This window comes from Sphingomicrobium nitratireducens (assembly GCF_026157035.1).
GTDB classification, from domain to species: Bacteria; Pseudomonadota; Alphaproteobacteria; order Sphingomonadales; family Sphingomonadaceae; genus Sphingomicrobium; species Sphingomicrobium nitratireducens.
In genome coordinates this window covers 1774553-1792115 of record NZ_JANJZA010000001.1, presented here as the reverse complement: position 1 = coordinate 1792115, position 17563 = coordinate 1774553, and the positions used below count along the sequence as shown (strand labels likewise).

General features: G+C 58.5%; 13 protein-coding genes. 6 read left to right on the top strand and 7 right to left on the bottom strand.

Translation table 11 applies throughout. The annotated features are described in order from the left end of the window. The first annotated feature begins 22 nt into the window (after positions 1-22). Genes NNY25_RS09185 through NNY25_RS09170 form a run of 4 tightly spaced genes read left to right on the top strand, consistent with a single transcriptional unit; the run spans position 23 to position 6029 of the window. Positions 23-3640 carry an AAA family ATPase gene (locus NNY25_RS09185; protein WP_265571057.1) on the top strand — a complete coding sequence of 1206 codons (3618 nt, stop codon included), beginning with the start codon at positions 23-25 and terminating at the stop codon, positions 3638-3640. Beyond that, positions 3637-4947, top strand: a complete 1311-nt coding sequence (locus NNY25_RS09180; protein WP_265571056.1) for an McrC family protein — start codon at positions 3637-3639, stop codon at positions 4945-4947. Before NNY25_RS09185 ends, NNY25_RS09180 begins: the two co-directional genes overlap by 4 nt. Before the next feature lie 10 nt (positions 4948-4957). Beyond that, entirely contained in the window at positions 4958-5518 is a 561-nt protein-coding gene (locus NNY25_RS09175; RefSeq protein WP_265571055.1) for an HD domain-containing protein, read from the top strand. Positions 5519-5543: 25 nt separating this feature from the next. Next, the gene (locus NNY25_RS09170; RefSeq protein ID WP_265571054.1) at positions 5544-6029 is read left to right on the top strand and encodes a hypothetical protein; all 486 of its coding nucleotides are present in this window, start codon (positions 5544-5546) and stop codon (positions 6027-6029) included. A 2-nt stretch (positions 6030-6031) separates the two neighbouring features. On the opposite strand, the gene NNY25_RS09165 is transcribed toward NNY25_RS09170, so the two are convergent. Genes NNY25_RS09165 through NNY25_RS09150 form a run of 4 tightly spaced genes read right to left on the bottom strand, consistent with a single transcriptional unit; the run spans position 6032 to position 10113 of the window. After that, positions 6032-7045 (bottom strand): hypothetical protein, encoded by a 1014-nt coding sequence (locus tag NNY25_RS09165; RefSeq protein ID WP_265571053.1) that lies wholly within the window; start codon positions 7043-7045, stop codon positions 6032-6034. Then, positions 7042-7719 (bottom strand): hypothetical protein, encoded by a 678-nt coding sequence (locus NNY25_RS09160; protein ID WP_265571052.1) that lies wholly within the window; start codon positions 7717-7719, stop codon positions 7042-7044. Before NNY25_RS09160 ends, NNY25_RS09165 begins: the two co-directional genes overlap by 4 nt. Positions 7720-7750: 31 nt before the next feature. Next, entirely contained in the window at positions 7751-9049 is a 1299-nt protein-coding gene (locus tag NNY25_RS09155; RefSeq protein ID WP_265571051.1) for an MBL fold metallo-hydrolase, read from the bottom strand. Then, a complete protein-coding gene (locus NNY25_RS09150; protein WP_265571050.1) occupies positions 9046-10113 on the bottom strand; it encodes a hypothetical protein in 1068 nt (355 codons plus the stop codon). The genes NNY25_RS09155 and NNY25_RS09150 overlap by 4 nt, the downstream gene beginning before the upstream one ends. 92 nt (positions 10114-10205) lie before the next feature. On the opposite strand from NNY25_RS09150, the gene NNY25_RS09145 reads away from it, so the two are divergent. Together NNY25_RS09145 and NNY25_RS09140 are read left to right on the top strand one after the other, a co-directional pair. Beyond that, the gene (locus NNY25_RS09145) at positions 10206-10886 is read left to right on the top strand and encodes a PP2C family protein-serine/threonine phosphatase (RefSeq protein ID WP_265571049.1); all 681 of its coding nucleotides are present in this window, start codon (positions 10206-10208) and stop codon (positions 10884-10886) included. Between the two features lie 67 nt (positions 10887-10953). After that, the gene (locus NNY25_RS09140) at positions 10954-11913 is read left to right on the top strand and encodes a DUF932 domain-containing protein (protein ID WP_265571048.1); all 960 of its coding nucleotides are present in this window, start codon (positions 10954-10956) and stop codon (positions 11911-11913) included. 136 nt (positions 11914-12049) lie between these two features. Here NNY25_RS09140 and NNY25_RS09135 read toward each other — a convergent pair whose 3' ends face one another. Genes NNY25_RS09135 through NNY25_RS09125 form a run of 3 tightly spaced genes read right to left on the bottom strand, consistent with a single transcriptional unit; the run spans position 12050 to position 16854 of the window. Beyond that, positions 12050-12781 (bottom strand): hypothetical protein, encoded by a 732-nt coding sequence (locus NNY25_RS09135; protein WP_265571047.1) that lies wholly within the window; start codon positions 12779-12781, stop codon positions 12050-12052. Positions 12782-12839: 58 nt separating this feature from the next. Further along, positions 12840-16028 carry a DEAD/DEAH box helicase gene (locus NNY25_RS09130; RefSeq protein ID WP_265571046.1) on the bottom strand — a complete coding sequence of 1063 codons (3189 nt, stop codon included), beginning with the start codon at positions 16026-16028 and terminating at the stop codon, positions 12840-12842. 37 nt (positions 16029-16065) lie between these two features. Beyond that, positions 16066-16854: a hypothetical protein gene (locus tag NNY25_RS09125; RefSeq protein ID WP_265571045.1), complete on the bottom strand. Its 789-nt coding sequence runs from the start codon at positions 16852-16854 to the stop codon at positions 16066-16068. Positions 16855-17563: the final 709 nt, after the last annotated feature.

The window sequence follows — 17563 nt, the reverse complement described above, 5'->3', positions numbered from 1 at the left end:
AGGCAGTCAACGAGGGACTTGAATGAGGGAAGAAGAGTTCAAGGAATGGCTCGAGGCGAACGGCGCGAATACGGCAGCCGGGCGGGCAACCCGGTCCTATGCTGTGCGGACTATCGAAGAGAACCTTCAGCAGCTTGGCTTCGCCTATGAGAACCTAGACGAGGCATGGGCTGCCAAGGGTTTTGACGACATTCGGGACGCGATAACCGAGTTGCGAGTCGATCATGATGCCGGGGGTGACCGCTACAAAATTTTGATGCCGGAATCGGAGAAGCCGAGGAGACGCCTCGGCAGTTGGCGCAGCTGGCTCGGCCAATATGGCCGCTTTCTCAATGGCGAAGGCATCGGGATGCAGGATGCCGACAAGATCCGCCACCACGTTCTCGAAAACTATATCGAGCCTGCCCGCGAAGCGGACGAAGAATCGGTTGAGCTGGTCGTCAAGGACGTGAATGACGCCCTAGGCCTGAATGCGGCATGGCCCAACATTTGTCAGGCTCTCCGGGGGAGGAGGTTTCTCGAACTCGCAGAGGTGCCGCCAGCCCAGAGCTTCGGAGCGGATCAAAGCACCGCCACTCGATTTCGCTTCAATGTCGACCAGGATGATTATTGGGCGCTCAGGTTGCTCGAAGGGCGGTTCGGTGAGCCGATCGCCAAAACAAAAAAGATGGCCGCGTTTGAAGCCGACGACGGTCGGCAGATCGCTCTCGACCTCGGCTCTGCGCGTCCCCAAATCTGGTTCGAAGGTGACGGTTTTGGAGCCAATGGAAGGGTCTACGTTCCTGCGGCGCCTCGACACTCCAATTTGCCTCCGCGGCTAACGCATAGGGGCGACAATCCTCGAACGGTAAGTCTCGTGACCTTCGCGAATAGCGAGGAGCTTTCCAGCCTCTTAGACACCTACATGAAGGGAAGCGACGAGCGGGCTCTCGATAGGTTGAAGGCCGTTTTCATCGAGGCCTATCCTTCTTTCGAAGAAGACGGCGGTTTCGCGAGCTCCATTCCTTTCGACGAGCAGGAAAATCGCTACAAGCGAGCGCTGATTGACGCTGCTCGCGAAGCGGTCGTCGAGATGCGCGACGACAAGGCGGCGCTTGGTGGGCGTCTGCTCGATCTCATTGCCGGCGATGGCGGCCTGGAGAGCAATCTCCTCGGCTGGCGCATGGCAGACGGCCTTCGCGAACGCCGCCGGGCGCATCCTGGGCTGCTTGAAGAAGCCGCAGCCGACATTGCACTTGCGGATGACCCTCAGGCTGCCGTCATCGAGTTTGTTGAACGGACTTGGGAGCCTGCTTTCGCGAATGAGAAGAGCAATCCCTTTAGCGACAGCCGGACGATCCCAACCCTCATCTCTGCCCTAACCCACCCCGAGGACGCCATCGGTCTACGAACAGATCGATTTAACAACCTGTTTCTGGCGCTCGAGGGCGAGCGGCTGTTCGGGTGGTCGCCGCTTTCAAAGGATGAACTCGATCAAGCCACTGCGAAGTCCGAAGAAATCTTTCGGGTCATGCGCGACGAATGGAAATGGGCCCCCCGCGACCTCTGGGATGTGCAGGGGTTCATCTGGGTGGCCTGCAAGAACAGGCTGGGTGATCGCGGCGAACTTGATCCGACGCCCCTGTGGATCGTCACCGCGCGCTATGGCGAGGAGGACGGGCTGCCCCGCTTCGTCGAGCGAGACGAGTGGAGCCTTCTGACCGATACGGGCAGCGTCAACAATGATCGCGTCAGGGCGATGGAAGTTGGCGACAGGATCGGGATGCGAGACTATTTCCATCAGGTCCACGATCTTCCTTTCGACGCCAATGGCGGCCGCGTGACCGCGCTGCGCTTTCGGGCGCTCGGGACCATCACTGAGGCGAGTGAGGATGGTCTGCGCGTCGGCGTCGAGTGGGACGAGTGGGACGAGCCTCGTACCTGGTATTTCTACACCCATAACGAGCCCGTGTGGCGCGTTCACGACCCCGGAGAGAGCGCCTTTGCCGACCGCCTACGACGCTTCCTGCTCGATGGTGTCGACCAGGATTACGACTGGTTTCTCAACGACCCCTATTGGCGCGACCGCCTCTTCCCGGACAATACGACCAAGGACCAAACCATGAAGCCGATCAACCTCATCCTCTACGGTCCTCCCGGAACGGGGAAAACCTATCGGACGGCGAGCGAGGCCGTGAGGCTTTGTGACGGCGAGCTGCCCAGCGGCGACGGCGAAATCGGCGCCCGCGAAGCGCTGATGCAGCGCTACGAGGAGCTTGTTAAGAAGGAGCGGATTGCCTTCGTCACCTTCCACCAGTCTTTCGGTTATGAAGACTTCGTCGAGGGGCTCCGGCCAACACAGGAAGGCGAGGATGGCGAAGCCATGTCGTCAGGATTCCGGCTTGCCGCCGAGCCTGGGATCTTTCGATCGATGGCCGAACGCGCCGCTACACTGTCGCAGGGCCAGGATTTCGATCTTGGCGACCGGCGTATCTTCAAGATGTCACTGGGTGAGGTCGCCAACGCCGCGGACGACTACCTCTTCGACGAGGCGATCGAAGGCGGTTTCATCCACCTTGGCGATGACAGCGAGATGGACTGGTCACAGCCGCAGTTCGAAAACAAGCGGGCGATGATCGACGCCTATGTCGAGCGTTACCCCGACCGCGACGCGCCACACCCCAACAGCGGAGTGATCGATCATGCTTTCACCATGCGTAACCGGATGCGCGAAGGTGACCTGATTATCGTGTCAAAGGGTAATCTTCTCTTCCGCGCGATTGGCGAGGTCAGTGGCGACTTCCATCGCGTCGAACGCGAGAATGACGACTATGTCTTCCGTGTCCCGGTGAAGTGGCTCTGGGTCGACCCTGACGGTCGCAGCTACGACCTCGTCAATGAGAAGCGTTTCAGCCAGAAGACGGTCTATGAACTGGCGTCGAGCCAGATCAAGAATGATGCCCTGTCGGGCCTGATTTCGGGCGGAGAGGTCATCGGCGGAGAGCAGAAGCAGTTCGTCCTCGTCATCGACGAGATCAACCGTGCTAACATCTCCAAAGTCTTTGGCGAACTGATCACCCTGATCGAGCCCGACAAGCGGCTTGGGATGGACAATGCACTGACCGTCACGTTGCCCTATTCAAAGCGCGAATTCGGCGTGCCGGCTAACCTCCATCTCATCGGCACGATGAACACGGCGGATCGTTCGATCGCTCTGCTCGATACCGCCCTCCGCCGGCGTTTCCGCTTCGAGGAGATGGCGCCTGACGCTTCGCTGCTGCCCGACGAGGTCGACGGCATTCCGCTCGAGGGTGTGCTCAAGACCATGAACGCGAGGATCGAATATCTGCTCGATCGCGAACATGCCATTGGCCACGCATTCTTCATGGGTGAGGGTGGTCGCGACAAGGCGGCAATTGACGACGTCATGCGTTTCAAGGTTATCCCGCTCCTGCAGGAATATTTTTTCGAGGACTGGAGCCGGATCCACGCGGTGCTGGGCGATGGCTTCATCACCGGCTCGACGCTCGCGCCGCCGCCGGGGATTGAAGATGTGGGCGAGCGCAAGAGCTGGAAAGTGCGCGAGCATTTCGATCGGGCTGCTTATCAGGCGCTCGTTGGTGGCAGTGCCGCGGACGACCAAGCGCAGGCTGCCGAATGACGCATCTGTCGGTGCGCGAATGGGGGCGTGTGCCCGTCGGCGAGGGCGGCTTCAGCCGCCGCGAGGCCGACGCGCTGCTCGCCGCTGCGCGCGCGCACCCCAAGGCGCATGAGGACGCCACCAACATCCTCGTCGACCTGCACAAGAAACTCGCGGTGCGGCAGATGGTGGGGGTGATCGCTGCGGAGGGCTGTAGTCTCGAGATCCTGCCAAAAGTCGATCCTGCGGATGGTGGAGACGAGGATGCGGCGACGGTTCGTTCGCGGCTGATGCGGATGCTGCAGGTGGCGCTGGGGCTCGACTTATCGCTGGGTTCGGCGTCCGACCTCGCAAGGCAGGGCGATACGCTGCTCGACGTCATCATTCGCGTCTTTGCAGATCAGTTGCTCGCCGAGGTGCGGCGCGGCCTGCCGCGGCGCTACCTGGCACAGCAGAACGATCTGGCGGCAATGCGCGGCAGTCTCGACGTCACCCGGCAGTTCACGGTGCACGCGGTACGGCCCGACAGGCTCGCCTGCCGCTATGACGAGCTCGATGCCAATACGCCGCTAATGCAGATCATGGCGACCTCTGTCGCCTTCCTCGGCAACCATGCGCGCAGCATCGAGACGCAGCGGCGCCTGTCGGAACTACGGCACGCCTTTGCCGAGATCCGCACATGCCCAGTTTCGCAGCTACCGTGGCAGGACGTGCGCATCGATCGGACCAATCGTCGCTGGCGGGGGTTGCTGGACCTGGCTGCCCTGCTGCTCCGCCGCGACTGGCAGGCGACGCATCACGACCCAGGCAAGGCGGGGATTACGCTGTTGTTCCCAATGAACGATTTGTTCGAAGCCTATGTCGGCGCCATGCTGAGACGGGCTTTTGCGGGCACCGGTATCAGCGTGACCGAGCAGGGGGGCAGGGCTTTCTGCCTCGGGCACCATACGGGAGAGCATCTCTCGAGCGGTCATCTCTTCCAGACGAAGCCCGATTTCATTCTCAAGCGCGGCGGGGACATCGTCGCGATCATCGACACCAAATGGAAGCGTCTTGCCGAACCGACAGACGGGAAACGCGGGATCAGCCAGAGCGATATCTACCAGCTGATGGCCTATGCGCGGCTTTATCAGGCGCGCGAGCTGATGCTTCTTTATCCGGCAGTCCCAGGCGAGGAGGCTGGTCTGCAGCGCGGTTTCGGAATCGTCCAAGGTCATGAACGCCTGTCGATTGCGACGGTGGACCTGAGTTTGGGGGAAGCGGCACTGCTGGCCCAGTTGCGAGCAACGATTACGCCGACGATGTCGACCATCAAGGCCTGTGCATGAGGGAGGTTCGATGCTGACGACACGATTTGACGAGGCGTTGGTCTATGCGAGCGAGGCGCATCGCGAGCAGACGCGCAAGGGCGCCGATATCCCTTATATCTCGCATCTTCTCGGTGTCGCCTCGATCGTCATCGAAAATGGTGCCGACGAGGATCAGGCGATTGCGGCGTTGCTGCACGATGCAGTCGAGGATCAGGGTGGTGCGGCGAGGCTGGCGGATATCGAGCGGCGGTTCGGGCCGCGGGTCGCCGAGATCGTCGATCACTGCACCGACAGTAACGTCGAACCCAAACCGCCGTGGCGAGCGCGCAAGGAAAGCTATATCGAGAGCCTGTCATCCAAACCGAAGGCTTCGTTAGAAGTGAGCCTCGCCGACAAGACGCACAATGCCGGCGCCATCGTCGCCGATCTTCATGCGCATGGCGAGGCTCTATGGGAGCGCTTCACGGGAAAGAAGGACGGGACGCTCTGGTATTATCGATCGCTTGCGAATGTCTTCGTCAGGGAAATTCCAGGTGATGGCGCAAGCCGCCTCGAAAGGCTCGTCAACGAGATGGAACGTCTGGCCTGACATCAACGCACCGAGGAATGAATGAATGGAAATCCTGCACTTATGCGACCGGAGTGATCGAGGCACACTTTTCGAAGACTTACGCGTCATCGATGTGCGGTCAGACGACGATTTGGTCGCTTGTAGGTCATTGAATTCACCGGCTTGGAAACGCATTTTCGTTGCGGCTCCAAAGCCAAGACACCTCAAGTCAGATGGCTCGCCTGACCGGCGGTATCGAGAATGGTGGAACCAGGAAGATTTCAAGATCTGGCCACTTATCAACTTCAACGAGCGCATGCTCCGGCTCGCTGAAGAAGGAGACATGACTTCTCCCGACCATGAATGGGTCGATACGAGTTTTCGTCCTGCTTTCTATCGCGAGGGGGCGGTTCGCTTATTGGATTGGCCGGTATTGCCGGTGTATCGGGCCGGAGGGTTCGAAGGATTTCTTAGGAATGTCGTGGATATCGGTGAGGCCACGTCATCTGTATTGAAAGAGGTGCACCTAGAGCTCGGATCTGCGGGTTGAGACTAGTTGCATGCGTTTAAAAGCAAGACCGGAGCCGATTTCTCGGCGCGCGCTTCGGCAAGATATCGTCGGCCGCTGACGCCTTTTTTTAGTAACAAGCTCGCGATGCCCTGAGAGCCTTCCATTGCTTCTCCAGCCAGGCGTAGTTTTCGGGCGATATCGCGCCGCGCCGTGAAGTCGCTTACGAACTTATCCGGTAATCCCTCGAGATCAGGATCTGCATTCTTGAGGATGATGGGCGGGCAGGTTGCATTGCTTGCGTCGATTAGGGCCTCGAACTGGCTGGTAACAGCAGCAGCGGCTCCTTCCGCAGCCTCGACTTCGTCCGCTGCTATTCTTGCGGCGACACGCACGTTGCTTGCCAAGCTGAACGCTTCAAGTAAAGGTGCTGCAGTCTCCATCGCTCCGGGTGCTTCGAGGAGCGTTGTCCGCGCTTTCTCGTAGAAGCGATTTCCCAGCAAATGCCCTTCGTTTGCCACCCGATCGAGTTGGGCATCGGGGTTCTGCAAAGTCCAACTTTCCTCCATCTGCTGCGCGGCTGTTCGCAGACGGACCAGGTCTTCAGTCATCCGATCATCCAGGATTTCGCCGACCTTCGCGCGAAGTTCGTCCTGGCGCGAAAGGAGATCGTGAAGTTGGCATTCGACCCGCTCGATCTTGTTGGCGATCACGGCAAAACCAACAATGGACACGCCGAGGGTCGCACCGGACATCACCATTCCTGCCGTCTGACTGGCTCTGATAAGATCAACTGTTTGCTGAATCCTCTGGCCCTGCCGGAAAAGCGCAGCGTCGCCGGCCACTTGCGATGCCATGCCTAAAGGCCCAGACAATCCCGACTGCAGGAGTGATGAGACGGCGTCTCCAATGATGCCCGTCTCCTGGAGGTGATAAGCGATCTGTCCTGTTTTTGACGAACGAATGACCGAGCCGAAAACTGCTAAATCGCCGCTCTCCAACCCCATGCGTGCGGCCTCGGGGATCGTTCGAAGGAGGATGCTGTCGATCACGCTCACCGAGCCGTCCTCGCGCGTTCGACGACCGCATCGAGGTGGCGAGCAAATTGCTCGAGTAGAGATGGGTGCTTCTTACCAATCAGAACCGTGGCGAGAATGAACTCGCGGGACTTTTTGCGTAGTCTAGCACGCATCTTGTCGGTAATTCGGCTCGCGTTCCAGAGGCCCGTGGCGATCAGTCCGCCGGCGACCAGGCCGCCCGATGCCACGATTGGCCAACTGATCGTCGTGGTTGCGAAGAAACCGAAGATTCCGGTGGTCGTAGTGACGGCAGCGGCCGGGATCGCCATGGCAGTAGCGACACCGCCCGCTATTGGCCCTGCCGCAAGAGCCACATCGGGCATGCCCTCAAGATAACTCTCACGAGGCTCGTCGGTGGGGCTCTCTGCCCAGATCGCGGCTTCGTGAGCGAGCGCTTCAAGGTCGCGGTTTGCCTTCGCGGAAAGTTTGTCCATGAGTGGACGGCTTCGCTCTTTGATCATGGGCAGGACAGTGCGCGCGATATAGGTGGCTTGCTTGGTAGCGAGAACGCGGTTCGAAAGGGCGTCGATATCGGCGTCTACGTACTCGATTAGATCGGTTGCAAATTGGTGCAGTACGAGGCCTGCACCCACGTACTGATCTTCACGCCACTCATGCAGCCGGTTGGTAACGAACAAACTCGTCAAACGCATACTTCCCCCAGAACTCGTACGTGAGATCGAACTACGCGCCAGTCAATACAGCTCGGCAATCACGGGCGAGGTTTTTCAGGCCCCATCGAAGGTCCACGTCTCGCCATCCTTGCAGTCTTTGCACAGGCGGCAGATTGATCTCCGGATCGTCCCATTTGATGCCATGCACGGGTACGAGCCATTTTGGCGCGATCGCTTCCGCAAAACGACATAGTTCGGACGCGCTCGCATGGCCGCTTGTGTGCAAATGGAGCGTATTGGCGCCTGCTGCGTCGGCCTTGGCCCATGCAGTATTCTCATCATCAGGATCCAGATAACCGCGCCAGTTGGAGAAGGCGTAGGCGTCGTCCGATGTAAAGGAGATGCCGGCATTCTCGAAATCGCGAAGCATGGAATCACGAAGCATGACGATCGACGGAATCTTCTTCAGCAACCTTCTGGAAATGGCTTCGGGCTGTCTGGCCATTGCATCGATAGCATCCGACCGACCGCCGCGGTGGAAGAGTCGCTTCCCGCTAGGCAGAATGAGAACACGCAGGCGATCGAACCTCGCACCGGGCCGCATTATCCGAGTTCCTTCGGCCACTCGGTTGAGAACATCGGCCGCATAAGCATCGATCACCAATTTTCTCGCACTGCGAATGGCAGCGCGATAGAGCGTCACGGTCCGGTCGATATTTTGCGCAGACCATTGGACATATACCTGCCCCTTTGTTGTGCGCGCGAGATCTACGAAGCGATCCTCGAGCTCGCGTTCGGTGATGACGGGCTTATCGCTCCCGAGGTTGGTGCCTTCCATGAGGAGAAGGTCGACCTTGCCTGTCAGGCGCTCGATAGTGCCTTCGACCAGCGACGCCTTGCGGCCGTGGGTTCGAAAATCGCCGGTATAGAGAAGGCTCGACCCGACAGCCTCGATGAAGAGCATATAGGCATCGAAGGCGCTATGATCGGTAAGAAACGGCGTGATCCGGAAGGGCCCAATGTCGAATGGGCCCGAGCGACTGTTCCAGCACTTGATCTCGCGGTCGATCGCACCCCCAAACAGCCCTTCGGTGAGGCGCATGAGTTCTGCCGACTTTTCACCAGTCATGATCTTCCAGTGCGGTGGCAGCTCTCCGATCAGACCCCAATGATCCATGTGCGGATGGCTGATTAGCACCGTTGCCGGGCGCTCGCGGTTCAGGGTGTCGGGAAGCAAGTCGGTGGCATCACGCGGTGCCTCGAGCGGCCGCCCCGCATCGAGGATCAGCCGCTCGCCCTCCGCTTCGATCTCGATGCAACTGCCGCCGATCTGCTGGGTGCCGCGGTGCACCGTCAACGACAGGCTCAAAGACGCTCTCCTGGAAGGGGAACATTGATGGCGAGGTCGCTTGGATCGATGCCGTCTACTTCCTTGATGACAAAGCAGCGATCCGGATTGTCGTGCTTCTCCAGCCGCGTCCGGTGCTTCGAAAAGGATTTTCGGCAAGCGAACATGCCCAGATTCCTGCACTTCGGGTCGTAATTCCCTATCAGGATCCCCGGCCTTGGATTGATAGCCACCTTCGACTGACTCAGGTCATGCCAGAGATCGACGGCCGGCCCGGTCTTGCCTGCCATCGAAGCGAGCGCCGAAAGCGCCTTGCCAGTGGAATTGAAGGCGTTGCAGACTTGCCGCGCACGGCCGTTTATTTTGATCCATCGCATATAATCGGTCAGCTGGTCGCTGACGTGCGGCTCCTTCGTGCCTCCATTCTCAGGAAGTGTGGCCCGAAGTTCGCCATTCGTGGCGAGTTTCGCTTCCCAGAAATCGATCACCATCCCGCCCTCAGCGACCTGATGAGCGACGACGACATCCATCCGAGGCGCGACCAGCTTGTTCTCGCGTTTCTTCATGCACGACGCGAGCGAGTAATCGCCTGGGAGCGCCATCTCGACTTCGAGGACGTTGTGATTTGCTGCCATCACGTGTTCGACAAATCGTTTTTCCTTACCCGATTTTTCACCCGCAATTTCGATGAGCTCATCGAGCAATGCTTGAGGCTTATCGAGTAGCAAGTCGTCGGCGCCCAGTTTGACATAGCCACTATCGCGATGGAGATCGCGGTAACCTTGTGATGCCTTTTCGAAATAGACTCGTGAAATTTCGAGGTGCGGCTCACCCGACCCAGCGCTGAGTTTCCCCACCGACTGACCATTCACGTAAAAGTTCAGGTAGTTATCCCTTAGTGCCAAGCGCACGGGGGCGTGCTTTGCATCGACCGAGGTGTTGATCGTTCCTTGTCCGGGCACCGTCCAGCGATCAAACAGTGCACGAATCAGAGACCTGGGCTCAGCATAATGATCTCGGATGTGCTCGATCGCGAACTTGCGGTCGAATGGCGTGTGCTTTTTCGTGCTATTCTTCTTCATCATGCCCCCATTATAAGCGACCTCTACGACAAATACGGTCGCACCCGCTCTTATTAATGTTGCCGTACACTGATTACATTGCCTAGCATGACTTCATGCAAGTTTTCGCGCGTACGGACATTGGGCATGTTCGATCCAGCAACCAGGACATGATTGCCGTTGCCGGCTGGAACTCGCGCCAAGGACGAGGGGAAAGGCTCGCGACACCTGTCCGAAGTGATTGGATGTTATTAGCTGACGGGATGGGCGGGCACGCCGCAGGCGAAGTCGCCAGCGAATTGGCGATCGACTATCTCGCAGAACTGATGCCAAGGCGGCCGGATGCCGACAAAATCGAAGGCGCGCTCATAGCCCTTCACGCCCGATTGCTAGAATTAGCTCTCTTGGAACCCGAATTAAACGGCATGGGCACGACCATCGTTGGCGCGATCCGAAATGAGAATGTCGTGACGGGCTTCAATATCGGCGATAGTCGACTCTATCGCTTGCGCGCGGGGCGCCTCGAGCAAATGTCAAAAGACCATGCGTGTGGTCACATGTTGACCCAGTGCCTGGGCGGAAATGACCACTCGTCGCCAAGACCCCATATCCTGTCTTGGACGCACTCCGAAGGTGACATGCTTTTGTTGTGTTCTGACGGACTGACGAACCTGGTGTCGGATGATCGCATCGGTTCGCTCCTCTCTGGTAAAAACAAGGATCCGGCAAATGTCCTTGTTACCGAAGCCTTGGAGAATGGAGGGACCGATAACGTGTCAGTTATTATTGCCAGGTGAGTTTTAAGCGTAGTGCGGAGACTTATACAGTCGGACGCGCGGTGGACTGAGAAACTAGGGGGCTTAGGTGAATTTCGAGAAGATAGAGAAGACGACTTCGCCAAGGAGAAAATCGAGGTGGCAAGGCCGCGCGGTCGCATCGAAGCGGGGCCCATGGGATGAGATTTCATTCACCCTTCCGACGCACCGGAAAGCGGATTTCGTAGCGCCTGGCCACGATCGAGCACATCCGTTCCTTCGCACCGTAGTTCTAGAGCCCAAGGATGGTGAAGAAGCGCCCATACCTGTTGCGGTTGTCGGCGAGAATTATGGTCTGCTGCAACACGTCGAAATCGGGCAGGTCATTGTCAACGCCCTGAAAGATCTTGGCGTCTACTACTCGCTGATGCCTTGTACACTTGAGATATCGGAGTTCGGGGAGTGGGCTCACTTTCGTTTTGAACTCGACGACGATTTTGCTCTCACTCCTCCCGACGGTCATCGCATCGGGTTCTGCATCGAGATATTTAACTCGGTCGATGGTTCAAGCCGGTTGCTTATGACGACGAGTTGGTTGCGCCAGATCTGCGATAACGGCCTAGTTGCTCGCGAAAATTCAGACCTTGAACTCTCGCGTATTCACGATCGAAATCTTGCGTTGAACGAAGTGAGGCGGACTTTGAAAACGGCCCTGGAAAGAGTACGCGAGGACGGCAAGGTTTTGCAGAAATGGTGGGCCACGCAATTCAGTTCGGGCCTTTCGACGTGGATCGATCAGACCCTCACCCCTCGCTGGGGAAAGATGAAGGCGGCTCGTGTGCACTCGATCTGCCGGTCAGGTCACGATGGCGACCCAGAGCGGTTCGTACAGAAACCCGCCTCTGAAATGGACATCGGCGCAAAAAAACGCGTCCCCGGTGCGCCGCACGAGGCCAAAAGCATCTATGATCTCGCACAGGCTTTGTCATGGGTCGCTGGCACGATCGAGAATGTTGAGGACAGAAGGCGGCACATCGCCGACATTCCGAAGCTGGTTGAGACGATCTGACGTTTCAAAGTAATTGCAATAGTAGTTTGTAGGGACGGGAAGGCGCGCGAGCATTCTTGGGCCGTTAGCCGCCTGGCCGCATTTGAACCTAGAAGCCACAGAACGGATATTCCGCTGACGATCCGGGTCAGCACGTTCATTCATTTACCCAGAAACGATCCGATGCTTTGCCGCGGGACGACAGTATCTGCGTTACTATTGCCTCGCTGCCAAAAACTTCGACGGGGTCGAAGAGGTATCTACGAAATATGGCTTCATCAATCCCCGCTTCGCCCATGATTTCTTCGACCATTTTAAGCCGAGTTTTGAACTTCTCCTCAACAAACTCGATCGCCAATGGAAGCACGCGCTCTAACCGCTCTAGGGTTTCGCGATGCCAAGTCGTTTCATTGGTTGCTGCCGCTGGAGTCCATTGGCCATGAGCATTCCGAACCGCAAAGAGAGAGACCTTGTGCCATAGGCGATCTCCCACTTTGTGGGTGGGGTTAACGTGGGCCAAGGCTTCGTTCCGAAGCGAAATTAAAGCTTCATGATCGTTTTTCTGTGCACCGGTCAGGACTTTCTTATTCAATTGGATCGATCCACGCTCGGCACCTTTCCCACCAGTTGATGTCGCTCGCGCGTAGAGCATGACTGCCGTTGTCTGCAGAGCCTTGATGACCGTTTGCTCGGCTGGGCCGTGCGATTTGCCCTCCTGATCCACGATCGCCCGAAGCTGCTTACAGCAATCGCTGGCCTGCAAGAGATCGCCGAGACAGGCTTCAGCCCGCCACGCCTGCAGGAGGGCTCCCTTCAGTCCTTTTTGCTTTGCAGTCCGCTTCAGATCTTTCGACAGCGCCAACAGATCGGTGAATGGAGGGTAGTTCATTTCACGGCTCCTCAACCCTCTCTTACTCGCCTCCAGAAATCATCACCAAGTTGGCAGTCTAAAGGTTATCGAGGTCGTCAAAGATTCCGTCGAAGCGGGTCTTCCAAGCGGTATGTACTTGGACTCTACCTAGCAAGTGCTTGTTACCCATCGCGTAGAACATCATGTCAGAACTGCTGTACCCGCGACGCACAATTGTCCCAAGGAACTCGATCAATTGCCGATCGAATTCTGCTGGCTCCTCGGGCCCAATCGCATCGCTGGCGACGCGCGCGACAAGGCTCAATATGAATGACATCGCCCTGGGCACGATCGTCCCCGCAATCTCGCGCGCTCGCGGGCAGACACGCTTCGTCGGAGTGTGATGGTCGGGCTCACCACCGAGTATAACTTCAATCGAACGCAGATTGTCGCCATTGATCCACGCCATAAGGCCGCGAAGTAAATGGTCGAGATGCTGGGGGCCAAGGGCGCCGCCCTTCGGTTCACCGCATGCTGCCAAGATGCTGTCCGACACGTCCGACAGCAGAGCGGAGCGTGCCTCGGAATCCTCGGAAAGCCACCTGAATGTCCAGGCCAACCAATCAGCGACCGAGTTCGGAAGCTTGGCCAGATCGGCATGGACACGGACCTTGAGCGCAACAAGCAAGTTTGCGGAAAGGCCGCTTTGGGAAGATAGGATTGCGACGTTGTGATCGATATCCGGATCGCGCTGAGCTGCGATCGACGCGCGAAGCTGATCTATCTTGGCTTCGAACTCGTCGGCGGCGGCTCGGCTCGCCGCCTTATAGTAACCGAACGACTTTTGAAGATTGAAAAGGTGAGCAGCATCATCCGCATTCTCCCCGCTGGCTAGGACAGCCATGCGGTTGATCGTATACTGAACGTCGGAATTCAGCGTCTGACCTTCCATGAGGCGGTCCAGAACGGTTTCCAGCGGATCCGTGATGGTCACGCAGTGGTCGTCCTCCGGGAGAACGCCTTTGAGCTTGTCTATGAGGTTCGCGTTTAGTGGCTGTCCGCTGCGGAACGTAATGATGGGCTCAGGGATCAGCAGGACCAGCCCGTTCGCTAGGTGACCTGCGCGGCCGGCGCGCGCCGCGGCATTCAATATTTCGTGCGCCTCGAGATTCTCGCGACCACCGGCGCGATCGGCGCGCTTGTCGCCGGCAAGGATTGCGAGCTGCGCAGGCAAGTTCAAGCCCTGCGCTAGAGTGGGCGTCGCCACGATGACATTGGCGCCGTTGTTTCGTTTGAACATTCGCTCGGCGAGCTCCCGCTCAAGCCGAAGCATCGACGAGTTGTGCGGGACGGCGCAATGCTCGGGCGTGATGAGGGAATGTTTGAGACCGCCGAGTTCGATTTCGAGTGCTGCCCACCGCTCGCTTTCCGATTCTGTTGCTGGAATACGAGTTCCCAGTTCCGTCGCGATCTCACGCGCGACAGAAACCGCATCACGCTTCGTGTTCACGAACACGATGGTCTTCAATTCACGAAGACTGGCAGTGGCCGCAAGCCGCGCGGCAACCTCGTTGACGTTCGGCTTGAGCCTCAGTGGGCCGGTCTTGATCGACCCAGCAAGCAATACGGGCGCGTCCAGCAGCGCGGTTGTGACGACCCAGGCCTTGCCTTCAGAAATAGAATGCCAGTTATGCTGGAGGCCCCAGATTCCGTAGGGCCGCGCACTCAGCTCCCTTTGCGCCACTGTGCGCAAATCCTTTGCAGGCTTGGGAGCGGCAGCGTCCGCGGCATTCTGTTGCTCCCAGGCGCGCGTGCGCGAGGCGTCGAGTTCCGTCTCATCATATATGACTACGCCTCTGGCTTGACGACTCGGCTTCCACAGGAGGTCGACCGCAACACTCCGCCGGTTGGTCAGCGTTCCAATCCAGTCTGCGAGTTCGGCGCCATTGCGCACCATCGCGGACAGCAGGAGCAGATCGGCTTCGGGAGCAGCCTCCGCAAAGGCCAATACACACAGCATCGCGTCGAGTGCGCGGCGGATCTTACCCGTCTGCGGGCTCAATAGATGGCACTCGTCGAAGACGAGCAATCCGACGTCGGCAAATGCTTCGGGCGCGAAGGAGAGCATCGCCAAGCAACGCTCGGGGGTCATGACCTCAATATCGTGGAACGCGGCATCATCGCCGAGGAGAAGATCGAAGTCGTTGGAAATGACCGATTCGATAATCTCGCTCGGAAACATTTCTTGGAGGTCGTCAGTTAGCTGATCGACCAAGGCATGCGTGGGGGCAAGGAAGGCAACCTTCTTTCCCCGCGCAAGAACGCCAGCGATCTTGAGCGAGGAGACTGTGGTCTTACCGGCACCTGTCGGAAGCACGACGACCGAGGAAACCCCCGTCTGGTGAAATTCCTCGGCAATCGCCTTGCGATGGTTCGGCCAAACGAAGGGAAACTTATCCGCTCGAAATCGAAGCCAACGTTCCCAGGTCGCCGCGTCGGCGCCGCTTGGCATCGGGGTATTGTGCAAGCTCGCCGCCTTGAGAACGCCGTCGGCGGCGGACAGCAACGATGCGAGGTGGAAGGGGCCGGGATAGAGCGCACCAACGTCGAAAGTGGCGGCGCCAAAGTCGCGGCGTTCGACTGCCAGCCCGACAACGGCATCGAACGCATCGCGCGAGCTGGCGAAGCGACCGACGATCGATTCCGGAGGGGGGGCGCGGAGAATATGCGCTGCCAAGAGTTCGATGCCCGTCGCTATGGTTTCTAGCAGCGCAGCAAGCGCCCGCTCTTCCATTCCGCTGGGATGCGCTGGCCGCCGCCAGCGGGCTGAGCGATCCATGATACGGACCAGCCTGCCACGCGCCAAGTCGGCGACATGCTCGCTCACGATCGCAGCTTCGAAGGTTTCGGCCCCGGGCGCGAGCCTGATTTGCAAGGCGGCCTCGTTGGCGTCGCCATACTGTTCAGCCATCAGGAATAGGATTGCGGCCGAGAGCGAGGGATCGACCCGGTCGCGGTCAATGTTGGAGATTGGTTGGTCGGGGGACTGCAATAGTTGCCGGCGGGCGAGGATTTGCTGCGCTGTCCCAGCTACGAACGCCGCTGCGGCTCTTGACGGAGACTCGCGCTGCGTCGACGCGACAAGCTCATAGGTGTCAGCGATGCGCTCGAGCGGCCAGTTCGTATTTGGCGGCGATGCTTCGCTTCCTCTCAGCCGGGACGAGGCTAGTTCAGCATAATGCTGAGTAAGGAGCGCCGGGATCATGTCGGGGTCGAGATCCGGCACCGGTGGGGCCGAACGCAGGAAGCGTGACGTCTCAGCGTCAAACATTGATGTCGTCCTCTAGGGAGTTGAGATAGGCCACGGCCTGAAGGCCGAGTTGGTCGAACCACGGCCGCAGTTCAGCGGGAACGACAAAGCAGGCCGCTTGGCGCTGGTCGGTCGTTAGTCCAGCCAAATCTCCATAAGTGGAGAAGATGCTGGCGCGAGCAGCGTCATTGTCCAGTTCCGTGACGGTGGTTACGGCGGCGCGGTAACGGCGACGGTTACGGTCGGTAACTGCGGCAGACATCCTCGCTGCGAACTCGTCGCTGATACCCGTTCTGGTCAGTAGCGCGCTCGCCGTCGCGATGATTTCCGCACTCCGCCGATTGTCGTGACGCTCCTGGAATCCCGGCATCACTTTACCGGCAAAAATCGACTTCGGATCGTCGGTGCATTTATCTTCGAAGATCGTCGTAATCTCGACCGCCGACCTATCTGGAGACAACTCGAGCATGAGACCATCCAAGCCTTGGCTCGTCGCACTGACATGCGGGTCTTTCATAAGCACAGCAGGACCATGAGACTGGCGGGCGGCAATCCATGAAATGGCCTCGAACATGAATCCGTCACGCTGCCAGCGCGGATAGCCGATACGCGGTGTCCGCGGCTCGTCCTGCACCGTCAGTCGGATGATTGCTTCGGACCGCAATTCCGCGAAGGCAAAGGCCGGGGCAGCCGGCGTCAGGCTCGAGACGATGTGCGCGGCTTGACTAACCTGCCCCATCGCGATGATCGCTATCAGGCGTGCCAATTGCGCTTCGTTCGCAACCGTCCAGCGCTCACCCACACAATCTGCACCGGCATGGCAGGCCGCCGCGGTCAGTGAGTTCCAACTTGTATCACCATTTTGTTTGATGACGCGCTGCCCCTTGTACCCAGACGGCCAACTGCCCTTCTTTTGATGAGAAAGCCAAGACTCAATTTACGATCTCACTGCTTTTCGCATCTATGTCGGGGCGCCGTTACTTGGCATACCTCCGGCAATTCTACCCTCAACCAACTTTAGGTCATAGTGGACCGGCCGACAAAAGTAATATGGTTCGACAAACCGGTCTGCGGGAATCCGCTCACCAAACGGTAAACTAACGTGATCGCACCATAGACTCCGTTCAGTTGCTATGGTCCGACTTTCAAGCTCATCATTCCGACGACCGCTATCGGGAAATCTGCAGTGAAGCGCCTCTGACCGAAATGGGGCGCGAAGCCGACGCTAAATGATGCTTAAGGTGAGGGCAGGGATCTGCGCGATCCGGTTTACAGGCCAGCTGTAAACTATTGATCTAAAACGACCGATTTTTGCGCAGTTTACAGCAGGAATGGCGGGAAACTGCCATTTCATGGAGCTTGGGAAGCTCCTGCTCTACCATTGAGCTACACCCGCATCACGGAGAGGCTCATAGTTTGCCGGGATGAAGGGTCAAGCGTGTTCGTGACGCCAGGCGAAAACGGGCATCGAAACAACTCGCCGCATCAGGCGCCCGCGCCACCTGTAAATT